The following is a 19,752-nucleotide window of genomic DNA, read 5'->3' as shown; positions in this document are numbered from 1 at the left end:
CAGATACGACAAACGCGGCTACGTCTACCTCGGCACGGCAACCGCCGCAGCCCTCGTCATCTGGCTCCGCACATGATCGACCGGACAAGTCCTAGGCCACGGGCCGGCGGACAGGGCCCAGGCCGGGACTTCGATCCCGCGCCGGGTGGCACAACGGTCCGGCGGGGCCGGAAACCACTATTCGAAAACCTCTGTACGGACGGCCCGGGGCACCGGATCATCGAAATCATGTCGATGCCTCGCCAGACGCCCCGCCCATCGGATGGGGCGCCGAATTCAGCCGGTGACGACCCCTCAACGCTGTTGCCCTTCGTTTTCGGCCTCGATGACGCGGACACCCCGTACGACGCCGTGGACGGACTCGCCCTCGCCGCCTTCCTGACCGGCGCTCAGCCGTGGGCCAGGACCACCCGACTGGACCGGGTCAAACCCGGCGCCCGACTCGTGCCGCGCGGCGCCAAGGTGGTGCGCGCCGTCGAAGAGGACGACCGCTCCTCCCAATTGGCCGTCGGCGACGGCTGGACCCTGCGCTCGGTCCGCTGGCGCAGCGGCGGCGGCGAGGTGACCGTGACCGCCGTCGACGAGAAGATCGGCCGCGCGGTGCTGAAGAAGGCGGTCAAGGGCGCCGCGGCCGATCCGCCGCCCAAGGACGAGGCCGTCGCAATGGGCTTTTGGTACTTCTCCGCCCGGCGCGGCCCGTACCGCACCACCCGGGCGATCACCGCCGCGCCGTGGGCGGACATCCGCTGCAACTACACCGCGCCCACCGCCGGCGCGTTCGACCGGCTGATGAAGGTCACTCCGGACGACGTGTCCGGGCGGCTGATCCTGCTGCACGGCCCGCCCGGCACCGGCAAGACCACGGCGCTGCGCGCGCTGGCCCGCTCGTGGCAGGACTGGTGCCGGATGGACTGCGTCCTGGACCCGGAGGCGCTGTTCGGCGACACCGGCTATCTGATGGACGTCGCGATCGGACGCGGCGACGAGGACGAGGAGTCGCACGACAAGTCCAAGACGCAGCGGTGGCGACTGCTGGTCCTGGAGGACTGCGACGAACTGATCCGGGGCGAGGCCAAACGCTCGGCCGGTCAGGCGTTGTCCCGGCTGTTGAACCTGACCGACGGACTGCTCGGGCAGGGCCGCAACGTGATGGTCGCGATCACCACCAACGAAAGCCTCGGCCGGCTGCATCCGGCGGTGGTCCGCCCGGGCCGCTGCCTGGCCCAGATCGACGTGGGTCCGCTGGACTTCGCCGAGGCCCGCGAGTGGCTCGGCACCGCCGACGGCATCGGCACCCACGCCACGCTCGCCGAGTTGTACGCACTGCGCAACGGCGCGGCGCCGGTGGAGGTCGAACGACCGGCGCACGGCGGCGAGGGGTTGTACCTGTAGCGCGCATGGCCTTCGTCGAAGGCACCCGCCCGCTCCCGGTCGGAGTCGACGGCTCGTCGCACCGTCGACTCCGATGCCGGACGCGGCCCGGACCGGGACCTAGACGGCGAGGTCCACCACGACCGGCGCGTGGTCGCTGGTGCCCTTGCCCTTGCGGGCCTCGCGGTCCACGTATGCGTCGGTGACCGCGGCCTGGAACGACGCGTTGCCGTAGACCAGGTCGATCCGCATGCCCTTGTTCTTCGGGAAGCCCAGTTCGCGGTAGTCCCAGTAGGTGAACGGCACGTCGTACTTGAGCGCCCTCGGCATCACCTCGCGCAACCCCACGCCCTCCAGCGCACCGATCGCGTCCCGCTCGGCCTGCGTCACGTGCGTGGAGTTCTCGCCGAACAGCGAGATGTCCCACACGTCCCGGTCGGTGGGCGCGACGTTGAAGTCGCCGAGCACCGCAAAGGGCAGCGGGCCCGCGGCGTCGGCGGCGACCGCGGTCCGCAGTGCGGCCAGCCACTCCAGCTTGTAGGCGTAGTGCGGGTTGTCCACCTCGCGGCCGTTGGGCACGTATACCGACCGCACGCGCACCCCGCCGCAGGTCGCGGACACCGACCGGGCCTCGTGCGGACCGTCGACCTCCGGGAAGCCCGGCCCCGACTCCAGACCGACGGTGACGTCCGCCAGGCCGACCTTGGACAACACCGCGACGCCGTTCCAGCGCCCGCCGGCGTTGACCGCCGACACGTAGCCGAGCTCCTCCAGCTCCTTGGTCGGGTATGCCTCGGGCGTGGACTTGAGCTCCTGCAGACACACCACGTCGGGCGCGGCCCGCTCCAGCCACTCGACGAGCTTGGGCAGCCGGGCCCCGATCGAGTTGATGTTCCAGGTGGCGACCCTCATGCGAACCTTCCAGAGCGGACGACGGCGTTCGGGCCCGCCGGATCGACCGGACGGGCCTGCGGGCCATTCTCCCTCGCCGGGGTGACACCGCCGGTGCGCCGAGGGCGTGGCGGATGCGGTAGTCATGGGGCATGGACACCACTCCCCCGGCCCGCACGGACGCCACTCCCCCGCCCGGTTCCGATCTCGCCGACCTGACCGCCGCGGTTGTCGCCTTCTCCGCCGAGCGGCACTGGCAGCCCTTCCACACCCCGAAGAACCTGGTGATGGCGCTGAGCGTGGAGGCGGCGGAGTTGGTGGAGATCTTCCAGTGGCTGACCCCGGAGCAGGCCGCGGACGTGATGTCGGACCCGGAGCGCGGCGAGCACGTCCGGGAGGAGATCGCGGACGTGCTGGCCTATCTGCTCGGGCTGGCGAACCGGCTCGGCATAGATCCGGCGCAGGCGCTGCGGGACAAGATGGTCAAGAACGCGATCAAGTACCCGCCGGGCGCCCCGGGCCTGTAGGGCCGCCTCCCAGCCTAGGGTCGGCGCAGCCGGATCCAGCGCCGGGCGCGGGTGATCGCGTGCGCGGCGCGGGGTGTGCGCTCGTCCGGGTTCGCGCCGGCCACGAGTCGGGTCTGGGTGCGTGGCGCGTCGGGTTCGTACGGCAGCGCGCCGAGATCGCCGGGCAGGCCGTCGACCGCGGACCGGGGGCCGTCGAGCGGGTCGCACGTACCTGCTCGCTGCTCCGGGATCCGGCCGATCCGCGGGACTGCGCCAACCTCGTCGACGTCGCCGGATGGCATTTGCGTCTCCGGCGTTTGGGTCTCCGGTGTTTCGGTCTCAGGCATCGCGTACTCCCCCCGAGCATGCGTCCACGGCGCGGCGGTCCCCTCGCACCTCGGCCGGCGTGCCCTCCGCAACCACGCGGCCGGATTCCAACACGGTGACCCGATCGCACAACGCGTCCACGAAGTCGATCTTGTGGTCCACCACCAACAACCCCACGCCGTCCGCCGCGACCCCGCGCAGGAGCAGCAGCAGGGCGTGCGTCTCACGTGCGTTCAACCCGGCGCTCGGCTCATCCAGGATCAGCACCCGGGGCACCGCCACCATCCCGCGTGCGATGTCCAGCAGCCGCCGTTCGCCATAGGTCAGTACGTCCGAGGCGCGCTCTCGCCGGCCTCGCGCGCCGGCCCGATCCGGTGTGATCCGGGCGCCGAATTGCCGCTCGTGCTCGACCCGCGCGAGCAGCGGCCGGGACAGCCAGGCCGCGAGCAGCCCGCGATGGCGGATGTCCGAGCCGGCGAGCACGACGTTGTCCGCCCCGGAGAGCGCACGCACCGGTTGCGGCGTCTGGAACATCCGGACCAGGCCGGCCCGGCGCGAGCGTTCGGGGCTGCCCAGGCGGACCGGCAGCCCGGACACGAACAGCTCGCCGGTGGCCGGCACGACTCCGGTGATCGCGTTCAACAGGGTGGTCTTGCCGCTGCCGTGCGGCCCGATCACACCGACCGCCTCGCCGCGCTCGACGCGCAGGCACACGTCGTCCACGGCGCGCGCACCGGCGAAGTCCACCCGCAGGTGCCGGGCCCGCAGGACGGGTTGGCGGACCTGATCGGAGGCGGTGGCCGGAATCGGTTCGGGTCCGGACGCGTACAGCCGCGCCGGGTCAGGCATGGTCGCCCTCCTTCGCAGGACCCGGCTCGCGCACGTACGCGACGGCCGCTCGCGCACGCGTGGCCGGGCCGCTCGAACCCGCGGGTGTCGCTTCCCCGAGCGAACCCGCGTGCGCCGCGGCGCTCACAGCCGCGGCGCCTGGTGCATCGGGCCGCCGACCGCGCGGCCGTTCGGGCCCCGAGCCGGGGCGCGCATGCGGGCGCGCCCCGGCCTCGGACCCTTCCCCCGGGCGGCGCGCGAGGCCGGACGCCATACCTGACCAGGCGTCACCCCCCGCCCGCGCGCCACCCGTATCGGGGGCCGTACCGGAAGCCGGATCGACGGTCGAACAGGGCTCCCCCGCCCCGTCCGACCGCGACCCGGATGTATCCCGGACGGCCCCCGCGCCCCGGACGGACGCCGACTCCCCTCCTGACCCGGCGTCACCTCCCGGCCACGACAAAGTTTTTGTACCGGTTTGCTCGATCTCGTCCCGCCACGATCCGATCGGCCGGGCCGGGAACGGCCCGTGCGGGCGCACCACGAACCCGGGAATCGGGACCGGACGCGACGACACACCCGCGTGGTCACGCAACCGGCATGCGGTCCACGGGAGTTCTCCCGGACCGAGGGCCGGGCAGCCGATCGCCGGGTGGGCGACGGCGGCGAGTGACGCGACGAAGGTGTCCATGGTTCAGGACACGCCGATTGCGGGCGCGAGCAGTCGAGCCGATGTGCCGTTGCGGGCGTCGGCTAACGACGTGCGGCGGGCGCACGAAATAAGGCCGCCCGCACGGGAGTTGCCTCCGACGAGTCGCCGATGTGTGCGTCCCGCTCTCGCGGTGCAGGTCGTGTGCACGGCCTGCGCCGTACGTGTGGTGCAACGAGCCATGGGAGCCAACGCCTCTCGCGTCGTCTCCCCGCCCGGCCATCCCCCACGGAGTCCCGGATGCGGCTCAAGCTAGACCGCAACGCCCTTCGCCGGCAAGGGCCTTGACAGCGATTCGGAAACTGGCGTAGAAGGTTCAGCACAATCTAACAAATGTTAGATAGGCAGTCAGGCTCTGCCGAGTTGTTCCCTAGGTTCTCCCTGAAGGCAATCCCCCACAGATCAACGGCAACCGCTCCACCTGCGGTTAGGCTGCACAGCACCAACGCAGCCGCATCCACCCGCCGGACCGAGAACGGGCGCTCATGGCACGCAGGAAGACGGAACCCGAAGCACTTCCGCGCCGGGAGGTGATCCTGTCCGAGGCCGCAACACTGTTCGCCCGCAAGGGCGTTGTCGCTTCGACCATCCGTGAGATAGCCGACGCGTCGGGAATCCTCGCGGGCAGCCTCTACCACTGGTTCGGTTCCAAAGAGGATCTGATCGACGAGATCCTCACCGCTGCGATGCGCGACCTGTCCGGCTGGTACGACGAGGCGTTCGCCGACGCGCGCAACTCCAGCGACCGGCTCCGCGGGCTCGTGCATGCCGCGTTCCTCACCATCGAGCACCACCCCGACGCGGCCACGATGTATGTCCGGGACTACGCGTACCTGGCCACGCTGCCGCGCTTCGCGCATCTCGCGGTGGACGGCATGCGAGTCCGTGATCTGTGGCTGGACACCCTCCGGGAGGGGATCGAGTCCGGGGAGTTCCGTGCCGATCTGGACCCGGAGTTGGTCTACCGCTATCTCGCGTACCCGCTGTGGCTCACCGCCGGCTGGAAGTCCGGCACCGACCGCACCCTGCCCGAATTGGAAGCCCAATTCACGGCGCTCGTACTCGAAGGCGTCACCCCCCGGAACTGACCAGGCGACGGCCGCCAGGCCACCCCGACACCGGTGGGTACTTCGAGCGCTCGAAAGGACCACACCATGCACGTCGACGGTTTCGTCGCGCCCGGATTCGCGCCCGTACAGGCCGCGTTCGAGGAGAACTTCGCGCTCCACGGCGAGGTGGGGGCCGCGGTCGCGGTCCACCTGCACGGAGCACCCGTGGTGGACCTGTGGGGCGGGCTGGCCGAACCGGACGCGGGGCGCAGTTGGGAGCGGGACACCGTACAGGTGGTCTGGTCGGTCACCAAGGGTCTGGTCGCGACGTGCCTGGCGGTGCTGATCGACCGGGGGCTGCTCGATCCCGCGTTGCCGGTGTGCCGCTACTGGCCCGAGTTCGCGGCGGCCGGCAAACGTGATGTGACGGTGGCCCAACTGCTTTCGCACCAGGCCGGGTTGCCGTTCCTGGACGAGCCGATCACGCTCGCCCAGGTGGCCATGCCGGACGCACTGGCGGATGCCTTGGCCTCCCGGCGGCCCGTGTGGGAACCGGGTGCGGCGCACGGCTATCACGCGGTGACCTGGGGCTTCTACGCGAGCGAGCTGATCCGCCGGGTGGACGGTCGCACGGTGGGCGCGTTCCTGGCCGAGGAGGTGGCCGGCCCACTGGGCGTGGACGCGCACATCGGCCTGCCCGCGACCGTGCTGCCCCGGCTCGCGCACCTGACCACGCTCACGCCGACCGACCCCGCGCTGCTCGACCTCGGCTCGGACCTCGGCCGGGCGATGCTCGCGCTGCCCGAACTCGCCGCCCCCGGCGCGGATCACGACCCGGACGTGCTGGCCTGGGAGGTGCCCTCGGGACTCGGCGTCACCAACGCCCGGGCGTTGGCGCGGGTGTACGCGATGCTCGCCGGCGGCGGCACGCTGGACGGCGTGCGGCTGCTCTCGCCCGCGACCGTCACCGAGGTGACCCGTACGGTGGTCGAGGGCCCGGACCGAATCCTCGGCGAACACACCGCCTTCAGCCTCGGCTTCATGAAGCCGGAGACCACCTTCTTCGCCGTCTCCGCCGACCCCGCCGCCTTCGGACACCCGGGCAGCGGCGGTCCACTGGCCTTCGCCGATCCGGCCGCGGGTCTGGCCTTCGCCTACGTGACGAACGGCCAGTCCCCGCTGCACACGGATGGGCGGGCGCTGGGTCTGATCGACGCGGTGCGGGGGTGCCTGGATCGGTAGGGGCGGGCAGGCCCCGGGAAGGCGGGCTCCACAGCCCGGAGTTGCGTCGTGCGGCCGATCACGGTGGGGTCGGTCGGGGCGCGGCCGATCACGGTGGGGTCAGTCGCGGCGCGGGCGGTCGCGGCCGGGGCGGTCACGGCGGCGGCCGGCCACGAGAGCCAGGCCCCCGACGAGCAGGAGCACGCCGGCCGCCAGGCCGAGCGGCAACAGCGGGGCCGAACCGGTGTTCGCCACGCGGTCGGTGATGGCCCTGCGGGCGATCAGCGCGGGCCCGTCGTGCACCGCCCGCTTCGCGGCGGCGGCGCCCCGTTCCTCGGCCGCGTCGTCCCGCGCACCGGGAGGCTTGCGCCGCTGCGAGGGCTTGCCGGGGGCGGCCGGGGGGCGGCCGTCCGCCCGGTGTCGACGCGGTCCCACACCGGCCCGATCGTGCTCGGATCGCCCGGCGGCGCCCGGCGACACCGCCGGCTCGGCGCCGCGGTCGGCGTCCGGCAGCCCGGGGCAGTGCGCCCGGAGCGCGGCGGTGCCGAGGTCGCGGGTGCGGTCGCGCCCGAGCGAGGTGCCGGGCAGGCCCGCCCCGCCCGCATCCGGCGGACCCGAAGGCGTCGGATCGAGGCAGGAATCCGACGGGATCGCGTCCGTCCCGGGCAGTCGCAGGCCGGGCCGAAGCGGCCCACTCGACGACGGCGGGGAAGGCAGCGGAGGCGGGATCGGCCGGCGGAACACCTCGGCCGAACCGCGACCGAGGGCCGGCGCGGATCCGGTGAGCGGCGCCGCGGCCGCGGCCGGCACGGCGACCACACCGAGCGCGACCGCCAGCGCCGCCGCCCGGTGGATTACGTGTCTGCTCACCCGACCACGCTAGATCGCCCCGACCTCGCCCGACGGTCGCCGCGCGTACTATTCCCTCGTTCGGCCCAGCAACCATCACCCGCCCGAGACGGCCCGGACGACCCCGGGTCGTCGGCGCAGGGTAAGTTCCGGCAGGTTCTCCATGTTGCCGCTGCCGTCGTCGGTGTCGACCACGACGAAGCCGTGCCGGCGGTAGAAGGCCCGGGCACCGTCGTTCTGTGCGAACACGTGCAGCCGGAGCCCGGTCGGGCTGTGTCGGGCGACCTCCTCCAGCAGCAGTGTGCCAACCCCTCGGCGCAGCAGGTCCGGTCGTAGATACAGGCATTCGAGCAGGTCGCCGGCCAACGCCGCGTAGCCGACGACCTCGTCCCCGCGCACGGCCACCCACACCCGACACTCGGCCGTCAGCACCTCGCCGATCCAGCGGGTCACCTCCTCGTGGGTGCGCCGCTGCGGCGGCAGGTAGGGCATCGTCGCGGACCGGGAGGCCATGTGCACGGCGGCCACACTCGCCGCGTCCGCCGGTTGTGCGGCTCTGATCCGCACCGCCCCGAGATCATTCGTCATGCCCGACCCGATACCCGGCCGACACCGGGCACAGACCCGAACCGCCTTGCCGTTCCCCCGCGTCGGCCGCCGCGCACCGGCCGGCGAGGCGGGATCGGCGGCCGCGTCGCAGGGGTCGGCGGCCGGCTCGGCGATCGGCATTCCCATAAAAGACAGCTTCCCTTACCGTGTAACGGCGTTACGACTCGGGCGACGATCCCCGGGTCCGCGTCCGGACCCGGGTCCGGTTCCGTGCCGCTCCGAGGGGGTCTTCGCCATGCGCGTCTTCGACGCCGACAACCACTACTACGAGGCCATCGACGCCTTCACCCGACACCTGGACCCGAGGCTGGGCGAGCAGGTCGTCCAGTGGTGCGAGATCAACGGCCGCAAGTACCACGTGCTCGGCGGCACGGTGAACCACGCCGTGGTCAATCCCACCTTCGACCCGATCGCCAAGGCCGGCGCGATGGCCGAGTACTTCCGCGGCAACCCCTCCGGGCGCAACCCGCTGGACTACCTGCGCGAGCGCGAGCCGATCCGCCCGGAATACCGCGACCGGGACGCGCGGCTGGCGGTGATGGACGATCAGGGCCTGGACCGGATCTGGCTGTTCCCGACGCTGGGCATGGTGTACGAGGCGGCGCTCGCGCACGACCCCTGGGCGGTCGGGCAGTTGTACTCCTCGTTCAACCGCTGGCTGGAGGAGGACTGGGGGTACGCCTACCGGGACCGGATCTTCGCCGCGCCCTACATCGCGCTCGCCGACCCGCAGACCGCGCTCGCCGACCTGGATCGGGCACTGGCGGGCGGCGCCCGGATCGTGTGCATGCGCCCGGCCGCGCCGAACACCGCGGACGGTCCGTACCCGCCGGGGCACCCGGTCTTCGATCCGTTCTGGGCCCGGGTGAACGAGGCCGGGGTGCCGGTGATCGTGCACGCGGGCGACAGCGGCTACTCGGCCAACGGCTACACCCGCAAGCAGGGCCTGCGTACCGACTTCAAGGGTGGCGGCGGCCCGTCGGTGACGATGTTGTGGACGATGGAGCGGCCGATCTTCGACTTCCTCGCGTCGCTGATCCTCGATCGCCTCTTCGAGCGTTTCCCGAACGTGAGGGTGGTCTCGGTGGAGAACGGCTCCGAGTTCCTCGGCGACCTGTTCCGCAAGCTGCGCTCGGTCGGCCGCAAGATCCCGGGCCTGTTCCCGGAGGACCCGGTGGAGACCTTCCGCCGGCACGTCTGGATCAACCCGTTCTGGGAGGACGACCTCGTCGAGGTGGTCGACCTGATGGGCCCCGACCGGGTCGTCTTCGGCTCCGACTGGCCCCACATCGAGGGCCTCCCCAACCCCAGGGACTACGAAAGCGAACTGAAGCCCTTCGACGACCACACCAAGGCCCTGATCATGGGCGAAAACGCCGAGGCCCTGAACACCCCCCGCCCGATCTGACCGACGCCGGGCCACGCTCGGATCGCGCTCTTGCGGCGAACGAGCCGGGTGGTCCGGGTCAGATCAGGACGGCCTGGCCGCCCGGACCCTCCTCGGTGCTGTCGAGGACGGTCGGCGGGCGGCGGGTCGCGGGGGCGGGTGGGAGCAGGGCGGTGGGGTCGAGAGTGGGGCCTGCGCCGGCCCGGGCACGGAGTTCGGCCTGAGCCGCGGTCAGGTCGGCGAGCAGGCCCAACACGTGCAGCAGGTCGATCAGTTCGCTGGTCAGCTCGCTCGACCAGGTGCGCTCGCGGATCCGCTCCAGGCCCTCGCCCGGGGGTTCGGTGCGGGCCGCGATCCACGGTTCGAGGATGCCCAGGTCCCACACCTCGCGCGGCACCGGCCCGATCCGGCCGGTGCCCAGCAGCAACGAACGGCTCTCCTGGTCATAGGTCGCGCCGGTCGGCCGGGCCGGGATCGGCTCGCGCACGAACGGGCGGCGCCCGCCCGGCAGCCGGGGCTTGCCGTCGCCGGGGCGGCCGAAGCGCGCACCGAACGTGTACAGGCCGATCAGTCGGCGGCCGAGTTCGACGCCCGCCGTCCACAGCCCCGGGTCGGCGGTCAGCGGCACCCGCGCCGGGTCCACCGTCACCGCCACGATCCAGCCGAACAGGTCCTCGGCCGCGACCGGGACGGCGAGCCGGTCCGCGAGCAGTTCGACCAGTCCGGGCACCAGGTTGGGCTCGCGGCCCGCCGGGTCCCGGTACAGCGGCGCGACCCGCCCGCCGCGACCGCCGTGGTGCGCCGCGTCCGGCAGCAGCGCACTGCACAACAGCGGCCAGGGATCCCCGGCTTGACGCTCCGTCAGGTAGACCTGCCGGTCCCCGCGCACCCGCCACAGTTCGGGCCGGGCGAAGTCCACCACGCGGTGGTCCGCGAGCAGCCACTGCCGATCGAAGGGCCGCCGGGCGACCCGCACCAGTCGAGGCGTCGGCCCGACCACCCGCGCCAGCGGGCCGGTCGGCGCGTCACACCCGGGCAGCGGCGCGGGCCGAGACGACTCGGTTCGCGAACGGGTCGGCTGCAACAGGGCGTTGCGGTCCTCGGCGGCGGCCAACCCGGCCCAGCGCCGACGCAGCGTCTCGCGTTCGGGCGCGTACACCCAGGTTCGGCCCGTGCCGATCCCGGTCGTCCCCCACGGCATCAGATCGGCGAGCGCCGCCGCCCCGACCGGATTCACAGCGCGTGGTCCCACACCCGCCGCTCCTCCCGATCCGGATCCCCGACCACCGTCGCCGGCACGTCGAGCAACATCGTGCGCCGCTCGATCGGGTCGTACTCGGGCCAGTGCGGCAGCCCGTCGGCCACCGGCGGCCCACCCTCGACGAACGCGGCCCACGCCTGCTGCACACGATCGGACAACTCCCGCGCGGCGGGCGGCACACCGCCGGTCAACCAGCGACCGAGCGGCGTATCCAACGTGCCGAACACGAACGGGATGTCGATCGCGTGCGGCGATCCGAGCCGTTGCGGATGTGCCTTGGGCGCCCAGCGGAACCGGTACAGGTACGCCGTTCCGCCGGCCGCGAGTTGCGCCTCGGCGAGCCGGACGGTCGGTATCCCGTAGGACTCCGCGGTGAGCAGCCGGATCCGCCGCGAACGCCCGTTCAGCTCGGGATACAGCTCCGCGTACCTGCGCACCAGGGCGGCGAGGTCGTCCGGGCGGCGCAGGTTGGCCAGGTCGGCGGGTCCGGGCTCGTGGGCGTCCGTACCCTCCATGACCACGAACATCTCCTCCTCGTCCTGATTCGACCCGAGCAGGATCGGCACGTCGCCCCGGATCGCGCGCACCGGCGTCACCGGCAGCGGCCCGGCGGGATCGACCACCGGCCGGAACACGAACCGCGCCGCGCCGCGCCCGATCGCCTCGGCCTGCGCGTCGAGCAACTCGGCCACGGGGACCCGGATCAGCGCGGCGGCCCGATCCGGGGCGATCCCCAGCGCGGCCAGCACGTCGCCGGTGGCCTGCTCGGCCTCCGGCACGCTGCGCACCGTCTGGGCCCCGCCGCTCTGCACGATCGCCCGGTGGAAGAGCCCACGCGCGGCGGGCAGCGCGAGCAGGTTGGCGGTGAGCTTCGCGCCGGCCGAGACCCCGCCGAGGGTGACCCGGTCGGGATCCCCGCCGAAGGCGCCGATGTGTTCGCGCACCCAGCGCAGCCCCTGAACCACGTCCAGGAGTGCGTTGACCCCGGAGGCGGCGTACTCCTCGCCCAGCAGGTGCCGCAGGTGCAACAGCCCGAGCACGCCGAGGCGGTAGGCGAGCGTGACCACCAGCACGCCGCGCCGGGCGAACCCGCTGCCGTCGTACACGCCCTCGAAGGACGCCCCGCCGGTGTATCCGCCGCCGTGCACCCACACGAGCACCGGGTGCGGGCCGGGCCCGGCGGGCGCGTGGATGTTCAGGTACAGGCAGTCCTCGTCGACAGCCACCGGCGCGGCGCCGTACTGGCCCATCGGCTGCGGCGCCGCGCGGGCGAATTCGCGCGCGTCCCGATCCCCGTCCCAGGCCGCCGCCGGCCCGGCCGGCCGAAACCGGGCCGGTCCCAGCGGCGGCGCGGCGAAGGGTACCCCTCGAAAAATCCGGACCCCGTCCGACTCCTCGCCGATCAGGCCACCCAGCGACGTCTGCACTCGCACCATGGCATCGAGCATAGGACCCGCCGTCAGAGCAGACCCGCGAGCTTGTAGGCGACCAGCGACCCGGCCACCGCGACGTTGAGGCTGGTGCCGGTGCCGATCATCGGGATCTCCACCATCTCGTCGATGAACGGCAACGCCTCGAACGGGATGCCGTCGCTCTCGTGTCCGAGCACGGCGATGGTGGGTCGGCGGGCGGGTTCGAGGTCGGCGAGTCGGACCGCGTCGTCGGCGAGTTCGACGCCGACCACCCGGGCGCCGCGCTCGCGTCGACCGGCCAACCAGGTGAGCGGGTTGCCGACCCGATGCACGCAGGTCGGCCGGCGCAGCGTGTTGCCGCGGGCCAGTGCCTCGGGCACCCAGGGCAGGCGCGGCACGACCAGGCACGCGCCGACCGCGTCGCACGTGCGCAGCAGGGTGCCGAGGTTGACGCCGTGCTTGGGCCACAGCGGCGCGAGGTAGAGGTGGTCCCAGCAGCCGTGCGCCCGGGGTCGGCGCTGCCGTTTCAGCTCGGCGCGGGTGTTGACGTGGTACGCGGGGTCGGCGGGGCGAGGGCCGCCGCGCGAGGTCATCGCTCCCGGGAGGAGCGCCTCCCGTCGACGTGCGTGCCGATGCGATCGATGCGGTTCGATCGGTGTTCGCGGTGCTTGATTCGCTTCACGAGTGGGCCACTTCGCGGCGTGACCGGGCCATCGTCGAGTGTCGCTACCGCGTCAGGATACGGCGAACGACGCCGCATTGCGCCCACGGGAGCAACCTCGGATACTCCGCGAGCCGGATGCCGGTGCCGGCACGGGCGTGACACGCTTCCCGGGAAACATCCATTCACTCGGGAGTCCTGCCTTGACCGTTGTCCTGGTGATCGTCGCGGCCGTCGCCGTGCTCGCGCTGCTGGTCGGCGTGCACCTCTACGTGTGGCGGCGGCTCGTGCGCGACACCACCCGGTCGGGGCCGGTGCGGCGGATCGGCGCGGGCGTGGTGGTCGCGCTCGGCGTGTCGATGGTGGGCGCGTTGGTCCTGCCCAAGGTGTTCGGCCCACGCGGCACGGAGTGGATCGCCTGGCCGGGCTTCGTCTGGATGGCCCTGCTGCTCTACGTGGTGCTCGCGCTCGCGGTGCTGGAGGTGCCTCGGCTGCTCGCGCTGCGGACGCTGCGGCGGCGCGCGGGGGCGGCCGAGCAGCCCGCGGACCTGCCGGTCGCCGTCCCGGTAGCGGTCGGCGCGGACGCGGACGGGGACGCCGACACCTCGGAGCCGCCGGCCGCCGTCGCGGGCACGCCGTGGGCTCCGGACCGCCGGCTGGTGCTGAGCCGCTCGGTCGCGCTGTTGGCGGCGGGCACCTCGCTGGGCACCGTCGGATACGGGATGTCCCAGGCATTGGGCGCGCCGCGCACCGTGCGGGTCCGCATACCGATCGCCCGGCTCGACCCTCGGCTGGCCGGTTTTCGGATCGCGGTGGTCGGCGACATCCATCTGGGCCCGCTGCTCGGACGTGCGCACACCACGCGCGTGGTGGAGACGATCAACCGGACCAACCCGGACCTGGTCGCCGTCGTCGGCGACCTGGCCGACGGCACGGCCGGGCAACTGGGCGGCGACGCCGAGCCGTTGCGGCGGTTGACCAGTCGTCATGGGTCCTTCTTCGTCACCGGCAACCACGACTACATGTCCGGCGCGGCGGATTGGGTCGCCGAACTCGCCGAATTGAACGTGCACACACTGGCCAACGACCGGCTGGAGATCGCCCGGGGCGGCGCGGCCTTCGACCTGGCCGGGGTCAACGACGTCACCGGCAAGTCGCACCACGACGGCCCCGACTTCGCCAAGGCACTGGCCGACCGCGACCCGTCCCGCCCGGTGGTACTGCTCGCCCACCAGCCGGTCCAGGTGGACCGGGCCGCCAAGTACGACGTCGACGTACAACTCTCCGGCCACACCCACGGCGGCCAGATGTTCCCGGTGCAACTCATGGTCAAGCTCGACCAACCGGCCGTCGCCGGCCTGCACAGGGTCGACGACACGATGCTCTACATCACCCGAGGCGCCGGCTTCTGGGGCCCACCGGTACGCGTCGGAGCACCCCCGGAGGTCACGGTGGTGGAACTGAGTACGCGATAGAACAGCCTGAGCGGGGCACCCCGAAATCCCACGTCGGCGCATCCGCAACCGGGTGTCCGGGTCGAGCGTGACGGTCACTCGGGGCAGGGCGGCGTCCGCTCGGGGCGGCCCTGCCCCGACACATCAGACCGTTTCCGTCATTCCACCGTCCACCGTCAAGTGTGTGCCCGTGACGAACGACGCCTCGTCGCTCAGCAGGAATCGGATCGCGCCGGCGATCTCCTCCGGACGGCCCAGCCTGCGCAGCGGGGAGCTGTTCTCCATCCGCTCCCGGGTGCCGGGGCGGGCGAAGGAGCGGGCCAGCATCGGGGTCTCGACGTAACCGGGGCAGACCACGTTGCTGCGGATGTGGTACTCGGCGAGCTTGGCGGCGATCGAGCGGTTCAGGCCGAGCATGCCCGACTTGGACGCGCAGTAGGACGGGTTGAGCGCGTTGCCGACGATCGCGTTGAGCGAGGCGATGCCCACGATCGCCGAGCCGGCGTGTTCGCGCAGGTGCGGGGTGAGCGCCTGGACCAGCAGCGCGAACGAGCGCAGGTTGACGTCCAGGACGCGGTCCCAGTTCTCGGCGGTGACCTCGGTGATCGGGGTCGAGTCGACGATGCCCGCCGCGTGCACGAATCCGCCGATCGTGCCCAGCGCCTCGACCGAGGCGTGGATCGCGGCCGCATACGCCTCGGTGTCGGTGACGTCCAGGGCCAGACCGAGCGCCGGCACGCCGTGCTCGGCCTCGATCTCCTTGGCCGCCTCCTCGACCGGGCCCGCCGCGATGTCCCACAGCGCGACCGGTCGGCCGGTGGCGGCCAGCGCCCGCGCGGTGGCCCGCCCGATGCCCGAGGCACCGCCGGTGATCACGACGCCGGTTTCGGGTGATGTCTTGTGCGTACCCATTTCGAACTCCTCCGTGGACGGGCGGGCCGTGCATCTGACGTACCGTCAGAACAAAAACCAGTGGTAGCACGAAGTCCGTAATGGTGTCCTGACCGGCATGGCGAAACGACTGATGGACCTGCTCGTGGTGATCGACGTCGAGGCGACCTGCTGGGACGGCCCGCCTCCCGAGGGGCAGCACGGCGAGATCATCGAGATCGGCGTCGCCACCCTCGACATCGCCACCGGCGAGCGCGACGCCAACCGCGGCATCCTGGTCCGCCCGACCCACTCCACCGTCGGCGCGTTCTGCACCGAACTGACCACGCTGACCCAGGCGAAGGTGGCGACCGGCCGCTCCTTCGCCGAGGCGTGCGCACTGTTGCGCACCGAGTTCCGGACCCATCAGCGGGTCTGGGCGAGCTGGGGCGAGTACGACCGGCAACAGTTCGAGCGCCAATGCGCCGCCGAGGGTGTCCCGTATCCCTTCGGCACCCGCCACCTCAACGCCAAGTCGCTGTACTCGCTCGCCCACGGTCTGGACCGCGAACTCGGCATGGCCGCCGCCCTCGAACACGCCGGCCTCCCGCAGGAGGGCACCCACCACCGGGGCGTCGACGACGCGTGGAACATCGCCGAGCTGCTCGGCGGCGTACTGCGCGCCTCCCGCCGCGATCGCCCGGACACCCGCTCGCCGGCGGCATCCGCCCGATAGACCGCACCGACGGCCGGCAACCCGCAGGACGACCCCGGCCTCAGTCCCCGGCCACCAGCATCGCCGCGCCCACGATGCCCGCGTCGTTGTGCAACCTCGCCGGCACCAGGTCGGCGCGGATCTTGATGTACGGCAGGAACTTCTCCGGCTTCTTGCTGATCCCGCCGCCGATGATGATCAGCGACGGGGAGAAGAGCATCTCCACGTGCCGCAGGTACTCCTGTACTCGTGCGGCCCACTTCTCCCAGGAGAGATCGTGGGTCTCCCGGGCCACCGCCGAGGCCCGACGCTCCGCCTCGTGGCCGGCCAACTCCAGGTGCCCCAGCTCGGTGTTGGGCACCAACGTGCCGTCCACGAACAGCGCGCTGCCGATACCGGTGCCGAAGGTCAACATCAGCACCGTGCCGCGCTGCCCCCGGCCCGCGCCGAAGCGCATCTCGGCGACGCCGGCCGCGTCCGCGTCGTTGACCATCGTCACCGGCCGGCCCAGCGTCGCGGTGAACAACGCGTCGGCGTCCAGGTCGATCCACGACTTGTCCACGTTCGCCGCAGTGCGCACGATGCCGTCGCGGACCACGCCCGGGAAGGTGATGCCGACCGGACCCGCGGTGTCGGCGAACTGCTCCAGCACCTCGCGGACCACCCCGATCACCGCCTGCGGGCCGGACGGCTCGGGCGTGAGCAACCGCACCCGCTCGTGGGTCAGCGCGCCGGCGGCGGGGTCCACCGGCGCGCCCTTGATCCCGGTCCCGCCGATGTCGATGCCCATGACCGGCACGTGAGGCTCCTTCGCCGTCGCAACCATCCACAAACCCTGCGCACCGCCCACAGTCCTGCGCACCGTCCACCGCGCGACGCGGGCGACCGCGCCCCATCGGCCGTTACCCCGCCGGCGCGGGCCGATTCATCGCAGTTCGGGGAGATCCTCCGAATGCAACGTGCGCAACTCCTCCATGCCCGCGCCCGGCAGTTGGGCCAACCGGGTCGCATGCCGCTCGATCATCGCCTCGAACGTCCGCCGCGCCTCACGCGCGTTGCCGAACGCGGCGCCGCGCGGAAGCCGGCGGAAGTAGCCCAGCAGCGCATCGCACGCGTCGTCGGTGAGCACGTACTCGTGCTCGCTCACCTGCTTGCGGGTGATCTCGACCAGGTCGTCGGCCGAGTAGTCCTGGAAGGTGATGGTGCGCGAGAACCGGGACCCGAAGCCGGGGTTGGCGCCCAGGAAGCGTTCCATCTCGTCGGTGTAGCCGGCCACGATCACCACCACGTCGTCGCGGTGGTCCTCCATCATCTTCACCAGCGTGTCGATCGCCTCGCGGCCGAAGTCGCGCGAGGGATCCGGCGGAGCCAGGCTGTACGCCTCGTCGATGAACAAAACACCGCCGCGGGCCCGGTCGAAGACCTCCTTGGTGCGCGGCGCGGTCGAGCCGATGTGTTCGCCGACCAGGTCGACCCGGGAGACCTCGACCAGGTGGCCCATCCGCAACACGCCGAGCGCCTGGGCGATCTCGCCGTAGAGGCGGGCCACCGTGGTCTTGCCGGTGCCCGGTGAGCCGGTGAAGACCAGGTGCCGGCGCAGCGTGGGCGCCTTGAGTCCGGCCTCCTCGCGCCGCCGGCCGACCGAGATCAGGTCGATCAGGTTGCGCACCTCGGTCTTGACCCCGGCCAGGCCGACCAACGCGTCCAATTCGGCGAGCAGTTCGTCCACGGTGCGCCCGGACGCCTCGGCGACGGGTCCGTCCACCGCCCCGCCCTCGCGCGCGCCCGGGATCGGCAGCGTGGCGGTCAGCGTGGCCACGCCCTGTGGTTGCGCGCCCGCCGCCGCGATCGGGCCGGGCGTACCCAGGATCCCGCCGCCGGCCGGTGTCTCCGTGCCGCTCGCCCCGTCCCCCTGCGACGTGCACTCGACCGCCACCGGCCCCGGACCGGCGAACTCGAAGCCGCCCTTGGCATTGTCCCGCGTGGTGCACCGGGTGAACACCGGGTGGCAACCCTCGCGCACGTGGACACCGTAGCCGCGCCCGCCGAGCACCTCGCAGTCCTCGAAGTCGCCGCGCCCGCCCCCGGCGACGCGGATGCCCTCACCGCTCGCCCGGTCCACCCGGACCCGGCGCACGGTGGGACCGGCCGCGCCGGTGACCGAGACGCCGTCGGTGGTGTCCTCGATGGTGCAGTCGGCGATGATCCCGCCGCAGTCCGATTCCATGAACCACACACCGGTGGTGGCCTTGCGGACCTTGCAGGACTTGACCGAGACCACCGCGCCGGCGCCGATCCCGATGCCGGTCTCGTCCACGTCGTGGATCTCGCAGTCGTGCATGGACAGGCCGGTGCCGGAGCCGGCCACCTTGACCCCGTCCAACACGTCGTGGATGCGGCACTCGCCCAGCGCCGCGTCCGCGCCGTCGGCCACCCACACGGCCGGCTTGCCGCCGGTGGAGTCGTGGAACTCGCAGTCGATCGCGGACGCCCGGGCGCCGTGGTCGGCGAGCGAGAGGCCGTTGCGGCCGAAGCTGCGGATCGTGCACCCGCTCAGGGTGACCTCGGAGTGACCGTGCACGTCGACGCCGTTGCGGCCCATGTCGCGCAGCCGACAGCCGACCAGGGTCAGGTTGGCGCCGCGGTCGACGGACACGCCGTTGCCCTCGGCGTCGCGGATCGTGCAGTCGTCGAGCGAGAACGTGGCCAGGTCGTCGGCTTGGACGCCGGTGCCCTTGACCGAGGTGATCTCGGTGCGCGAGAGCGATCCGGCGCTGCCCTGGCCGCCGACCGAGATGCCCGCCCAGCCGACCCGCTCGATCCGCGAGTCGGCGATGATCGGCGCCGCACCGCCCGCGACGCAGATGCCGCCGCCGCCCACGTCGTGGATGTGCAGGCCGGTCAGGTGCGGCGCGGCCTGGTCGCCGACGAACACCGCGGGCTCCGCGTCGGAGCCGTCGTGGATCTCGCACTCCTGCACGCTGCCGGTGGTCCCCGGGCCGGTGAACCGCAGTCCGTGCCCGGACGCGTCGCGCACCCGACCGCGGCGCAGGATCGGCGCGCTGCCCTCGCGCACGTCGAAGCCCTCACGTCCGGTGTCGCCGATCTCGCAGTCCTCGAAGGTGCCCCGCGAGCGGCCGGTCACCCCGATGCCCACCCCCTGCGGGTTGCTCACCCGACAGCGGCGCATCATCGGGTCGGCTCCCGCGCGCAGTTCGACCCCGACCACCGAGGCGGCCCGGACCACACACTCCTCCAGTATCGGCGCGCAACCCTCGATCACGATGGCCGGCGACAACACCCCGGCGCCACCCTCGACGACCAGACCGTGCACGGCCGCGTCCGAGGTGATCGTCAGCGCGACGCCGTCGGCGGCGGTCAACACCACCGTCCCCGGCCCGTCCGAGCCGACCACCGTCACCGCGACGGCTATCGACACGTCCTCGCGGTACGTCCCGGGCGCGACCAGAATCGAGTCACCCGCCGCCGCGGCGCCGACCGCGGCGCCGATCGAGGTGTACTCACCCGTGCGCCGTCGCCAACGAGTGCCCTGCACCACCTGAAGAACCCGACCCGTCATGGCGCCCCTGCCACCAGCCCCTCGGTCCACACCCAGCACCCTCGCGAGTCCA

18 protein-coding genes are annotated in these 19,752 nt (G+C 72.5%); 7 read left to right on the top strand and 11 right to left on the bottom strand.

The annotated features are described in order from the left end of the window. Positions 1–234 precede the first annotated feature (234 nt). Complete coding sequence (locus ABZ374_RS07845; RefSeq protein ID WP_360307796.1) at positions 235–1,392, top strand: DUF5925 domain-containing protein; 1,158 nt, start codon at positions 235–237, stop codon at positions 1,390–1,392. Between the two features lie 99 nt (positions 1,393–1,491). On the opposite strand, the gene ABZ374_RS07840 is transcribed toward ABZ374_RS07845, so the two are convergent. Continuing rightward, on the bottom strand, positions 1,492–2,283 hold the full coding sequence (locus tag ABZ374_RS07840) for an exodeoxyribonuclease III (RefSeq protein ID WP_360307764.1): 792 nt from the start codon (positions 2,281–2,283) through the stop codon (positions 1,492–1,494). 131 nt (positions 2,284–2,414) lie between these two features. Between ABZ374_RS07840 and ABZ374_RS07835 the strand changes: the two genes are divergently transcribed. After that, on the top strand, positions 2,415–2,789 hold the full coding sequence (locus tag ABZ374_RS07835) for a nucleotide pyrophosphohydrolase (protein ID WP_360307761.1): 375 nt from the start codon (positions 2,415–2,417) through the stop codon (positions 2,787–2,789). Positions 2,790–2,803: 14 nt separating this feature from the next. Here ABZ374_RS07835 and ABZ374_RS07830 read toward each other — a convergent pair whose 3' ends face one another. Both ABZ374_RS07830 and ABZ374_RS07825 read right to left on the bottom strand, forming a co-directional pair. Continuing rightward, the gene (locus tag ABZ374_RS07830) at positions 2,804–3,115 is read right to left on the bottom strand and encodes a hypothetical protein (protein WP_360307758.1); all 312 of its coding nucleotides are present in this window, start codon (positions 3,113–3,115) and stop codon (positions 2,804–2,806) included. Then, a complete protein-coding gene (locus tag ABZ374_RS07825; RefSeq protein WP_360307755.1) occupies positions 3,108–3,944 on the bottom strand; it encodes an ATP-binding cassette domain-containing protein in 837 nt (278 codons plus the stop codon). The genes ABZ374_RS07830 and ABZ374_RS07825 overlap by 8 nt, the downstream gene beginning before the upstream one ends. A 1,173-nt stretch (positions 3,945–5,117) precedes the next feature. On the opposite strand from ABZ374_RS07825, the gene ABZ374_RS07820 reads away from it, so the two are divergent. Beyond that, positions 5,118–5,720: a TetR/AcrR family transcriptional regulator gene (locus tag ABZ374_RS07820; protein ID WP_360307752.1), complete on the top strand. Its 603-nt coding sequence runs from the start codon at positions 5,118–5,120 to the stop codon at positions 5,718–5,720. A 66-nt stretch (positions 5,721–5,786) separates the two neighbouring features. Further along, complete coding sequence (locus tag ABZ374_RS07815) at positions 5,787–6,923, top strand: serine hydrolase domain-containing protein (protein ID WP_360307749.1); 1,137 nt, start codon at positions 5,787–5,789, stop codon at positions 6,921–6,923. A 99-nt stretch (positions 6,924–7,022) separates the two neighbouring features. On the opposite strand, the gene ABZ374_RS07810 is transcribed toward ABZ374_RS07815, so the two are convergent. Together ABZ374_RS07810 and ABZ374_RS07805 are read right to left on the bottom strand one after the other, a co-directional pair. Beyond that, positions 7,023–7,772, bottom strand: a complete 750-nt coding sequence (locus ABZ374_RS07810; protein ID WP_360307746.1) for a hypothetical protein — start codon at positions 7,770–7,772, stop codon at positions 7,023–7,025. A 75-nt stretch (positions 7,773–7,847) separates the two neighbouring features. After that, positions 7,848–8,339, bottom strand: a complete 492-nt coding sequence (locus ABZ374_RS07805) for a GNAT family N-acetyltransferase (protein ID WP_360307743.1) — start codon at positions 8,337–8,339, stop codon at positions 7,848–7,850. A 256-nt stretch (positions 8,340–8,595) separates the two neighbouring features. On the opposite strand from ABZ374_RS07805, the gene ABZ374_RS07800 reads away from it, so the two are divergent. Continuing rightward, complete coding sequence (locus tag ABZ374_RS07800; protein WP_360307740.1) at positions 8,596–9,768, top strand: amidohydrolase family protein; 1,173 nt, start codon at positions 8,596–8,598, stop codon at positions 9,766–9,768. Positions 9,769–9,826: 58 nt separating this feature from the next. Here the strand turns inward: ABZ374_RS07800 and ABZ374_RS07795 are convergent, their stop codons facing one another. From ABZ374_RS07795 to ABZ374_RS07785, 3 genes are read right to left on the bottom strand one after another with little or no spacing between them, the layout of a single operon-like run. Next, complete coding sequence (locus ABZ374_RS07795) at positions 9,827–10,999, bottom strand: type ISP restriction/modification enzyme (protein ID WP_360307737.1); 1,173 nt, start codon at positions 10,997–10,999, stop codon at positions 9,827–9,829. Then, positions 10,981–12,444, bottom strand: coding sequence for a carboxylesterase family protein (locus ABZ374_RS07790; RefSeq protein WP_360307734.1), 1,464 nt, complete (start codon positions 12,442–12,444; stop codon positions 10,981–10,983). The genes ABZ374_RS07795 and ABZ374_RS07790 overlap by 19 nt, the downstream gene beginning before the upstream one ends. 23 nt (positions 12,445–12,467) lie before the next feature. Continuing rightward, positions 12,468–13,013: a TrmH family RNA methyltransferase gene (locus ABZ374_RS07785; protein ID WP_360307731.1), complete on the bottom strand. Its 546-nt coding sequence runs from the start codon at positions 13,011–13,013 to the stop codon at positions 12,468–12,470. Positions 13,014–13,284: 271 nt separating this feature from the next. On the opposite strand from ABZ374_RS07785, the gene ABZ374_RS07780 reads away from it, so the two are divergent. Then, positions 13,285–14,556: a metallophosphoesterase gene (locus tag ABZ374_RS07780; protein ID WP_360307728.1), complete on the top strand. Its 1,272-nt coding sequence runs from the start codon at positions 13,285–13,287 to the stop codon at positions 14,554–14,556. Between the two features lie 123 nt (positions 14,557–14,679). On the opposite strand, the gene ABZ374_RS07775 is transcribed toward ABZ374_RS07780, so the two are convergent. Beyond that, positions 14,680–15,447 (bottom strand): SDR family oxidoreductase, encoded by a 768-nt coding sequence (locus ABZ374_RS07775; RefSeq protein WP_360307725.1) that lies wholly within the window; start codon positions 15,445–15,447, stop codon positions 14,680–14,682. Between the two features lie 97 nt (positions 15,448–15,544). Between ABZ374_RS07775 and ABZ374_RS07770 the strand changes: the two genes are divergently transcribed. Beyond that, the gene (locus ABZ374_RS07770) at positions 15,545–16,141 is read left to right on the top strand and encodes a 3'-5' exonuclease (RefSeq protein WP_360307723.1); all 597 of its coding nucleotides are present in this window, start codon (positions 15,545–15,547) and stop codon (positions 16,139–16,141) included. A 40-nt stretch (positions 16,142–16,181) separates the two neighbouring features. Here ABZ374_RS07770 and ppgK read toward each other — a convergent pair whose 3' ends face one another. Both ppgK and ABZ374_RS07760 read right to left on the bottom strand, forming a co-directional pair. Continuing rightward, positions 16,182–16,919, bottom strand: coding sequence for a polyphosphate--glucose phosphotransferase (gene ppgK, locus ABZ374_RS07765; protein ID WP_360307720.1), 738 nt, complete (start codon positions 16,917–16,919; stop codon positions 16,182–16,184). 126 nt (positions 16,920–17,045) lie between these two features. Beyond that, positions 17,046–19,700: a right-handed parallel beta-helix repeat-containing protein gene (locus ABZ374_RS07760; protein ID WP_360307717.1), complete on the bottom strand. Its 2,655-nt coding sequence runs from the start codon at positions 19,698–19,700 to the stop codon at positions 17,046–17,048. Between the last annotated feature and the right edge of the window lie 52 nt (positions 19,701–19,752).

This window comes from Embleya sp. NPDC005971 (assembly GCF_040629175.1).
GTDB lineage: Bacteria > Actinomycetota > Actinomycetes > Streptomycetales > Streptomycetaceae > Embleya.
The sequence above is the reverse complement of the archived record's forward strand: the minus strand, read 5'-3'. Positions and strand labels throughout refer to the sequence as shown.

What these genes read in the sequence shown, in the direction of transcription:
- ABZ374_RS07845 (WP_360307796.1), top strand. Translation starts at nt 235, where the DNA reads ATGCCTCGCCAGACGCCCCGCCCATCGGATGGGGCGCCGAATTCAGCC.
- ABZ374_RS07840 (WP_360307764.1), bottom strand. Translation starts at nt 2,283, where the DNA reads ATGAGGGTCGCCACCTGGAACATCAACTCGATCGGGGCCCGGCTGCCC.
- ABZ374_RS07835 (WP_360307761.1), top strand. Translation starts at nt 2,415, where the DNA reads ATGGACACCACTCCCCCGGCCCGCACGGACGCCACTCCCCCGCCCGGT.
- ABZ374_RS07830 (WP_360307758.1), bottom strand. Translation starts at nt 3,115, where the DNA reads ATGCCTGAGACCGAAACACCGGAGACCCAAACGCCGGAGACGCAAATG.
- ABZ374_RS07825 (WP_360307755.1), bottom strand. Translation starts at nt 3,944, where the DNA reads ATGCCTGACCCGGCGCGGCTGTACGCGTCCGGACCCGAACCGATTCCG.
- ABZ374_RS07820 (WP_360307752.1), top strand. Translation starts at nt 5,118, where the DNA reads ATGGCACGCAGGAAGACGGAACCCGAAGCACTTCCGCGCCGGGAGGTG.
- ABZ374_RS07815 (WP_360307749.1), top strand. Translation starts at nt 5,787, where the DNA reads ATGCACGTCGACGGTTTCGTCGCGCCCGGATTCGCGCCCGTACAGGCC.
- ABZ374_RS07805 (WP_360307743.1), bottom strand. Translation starts at nt 8,339, where the DNA reads ATGACGAATGATCTCGGGGCGGTGCGGATCAGAGCCGCACAACCGGCG.
- ABZ374_RS07800 (WP_360307740.1), top strand. Translation starts at nt 8,596, where the DNA reads ATGCGCGTCTTCGACGCCGACAACCACTACTACGAGGCCATCGACGCC.
- ABZ374_RS07790 (WP_360307734.1), bottom strand. Translation starts at nt 12,444, where the DNA reads ATGGTGCGAGTGCAGACGTCGCTGGGTGGCCTGATCGGCGAGGAGTCG.
- ABZ374_RS07785 (WP_360307731.1), bottom strand. Translation starts at nt 13,013, where the DNA reads ATGACCTCGCGCGGCGGCCCTCGCCCCGCCGACCCCGCGTACCACGTC.
- ABZ374_RS07775 (WP_360307725.1), bottom strand. Translation starts at nt 15,447, where the DNA reads ATGGGTACGCACAAGACATCACCCGAAACCGGCGTCGTGATCACCGGC.
- ABZ374_RS07770 (WP_360307723.1), top strand. Translation starts at nt 15,545, where the DNA reads ATGGCGAAACGACTGATGGACCTGCTCGTGGTGATCGACGTCGAGGCG.
- ABZ374_RS07760 (WP_360307717.1), bottom strand. Translation starts at nt 19,700, where the DNA reads ATGACGGGTCGGGTTCTTCAGGTGGTGCAGGGCACTCGTTGGCGACGG.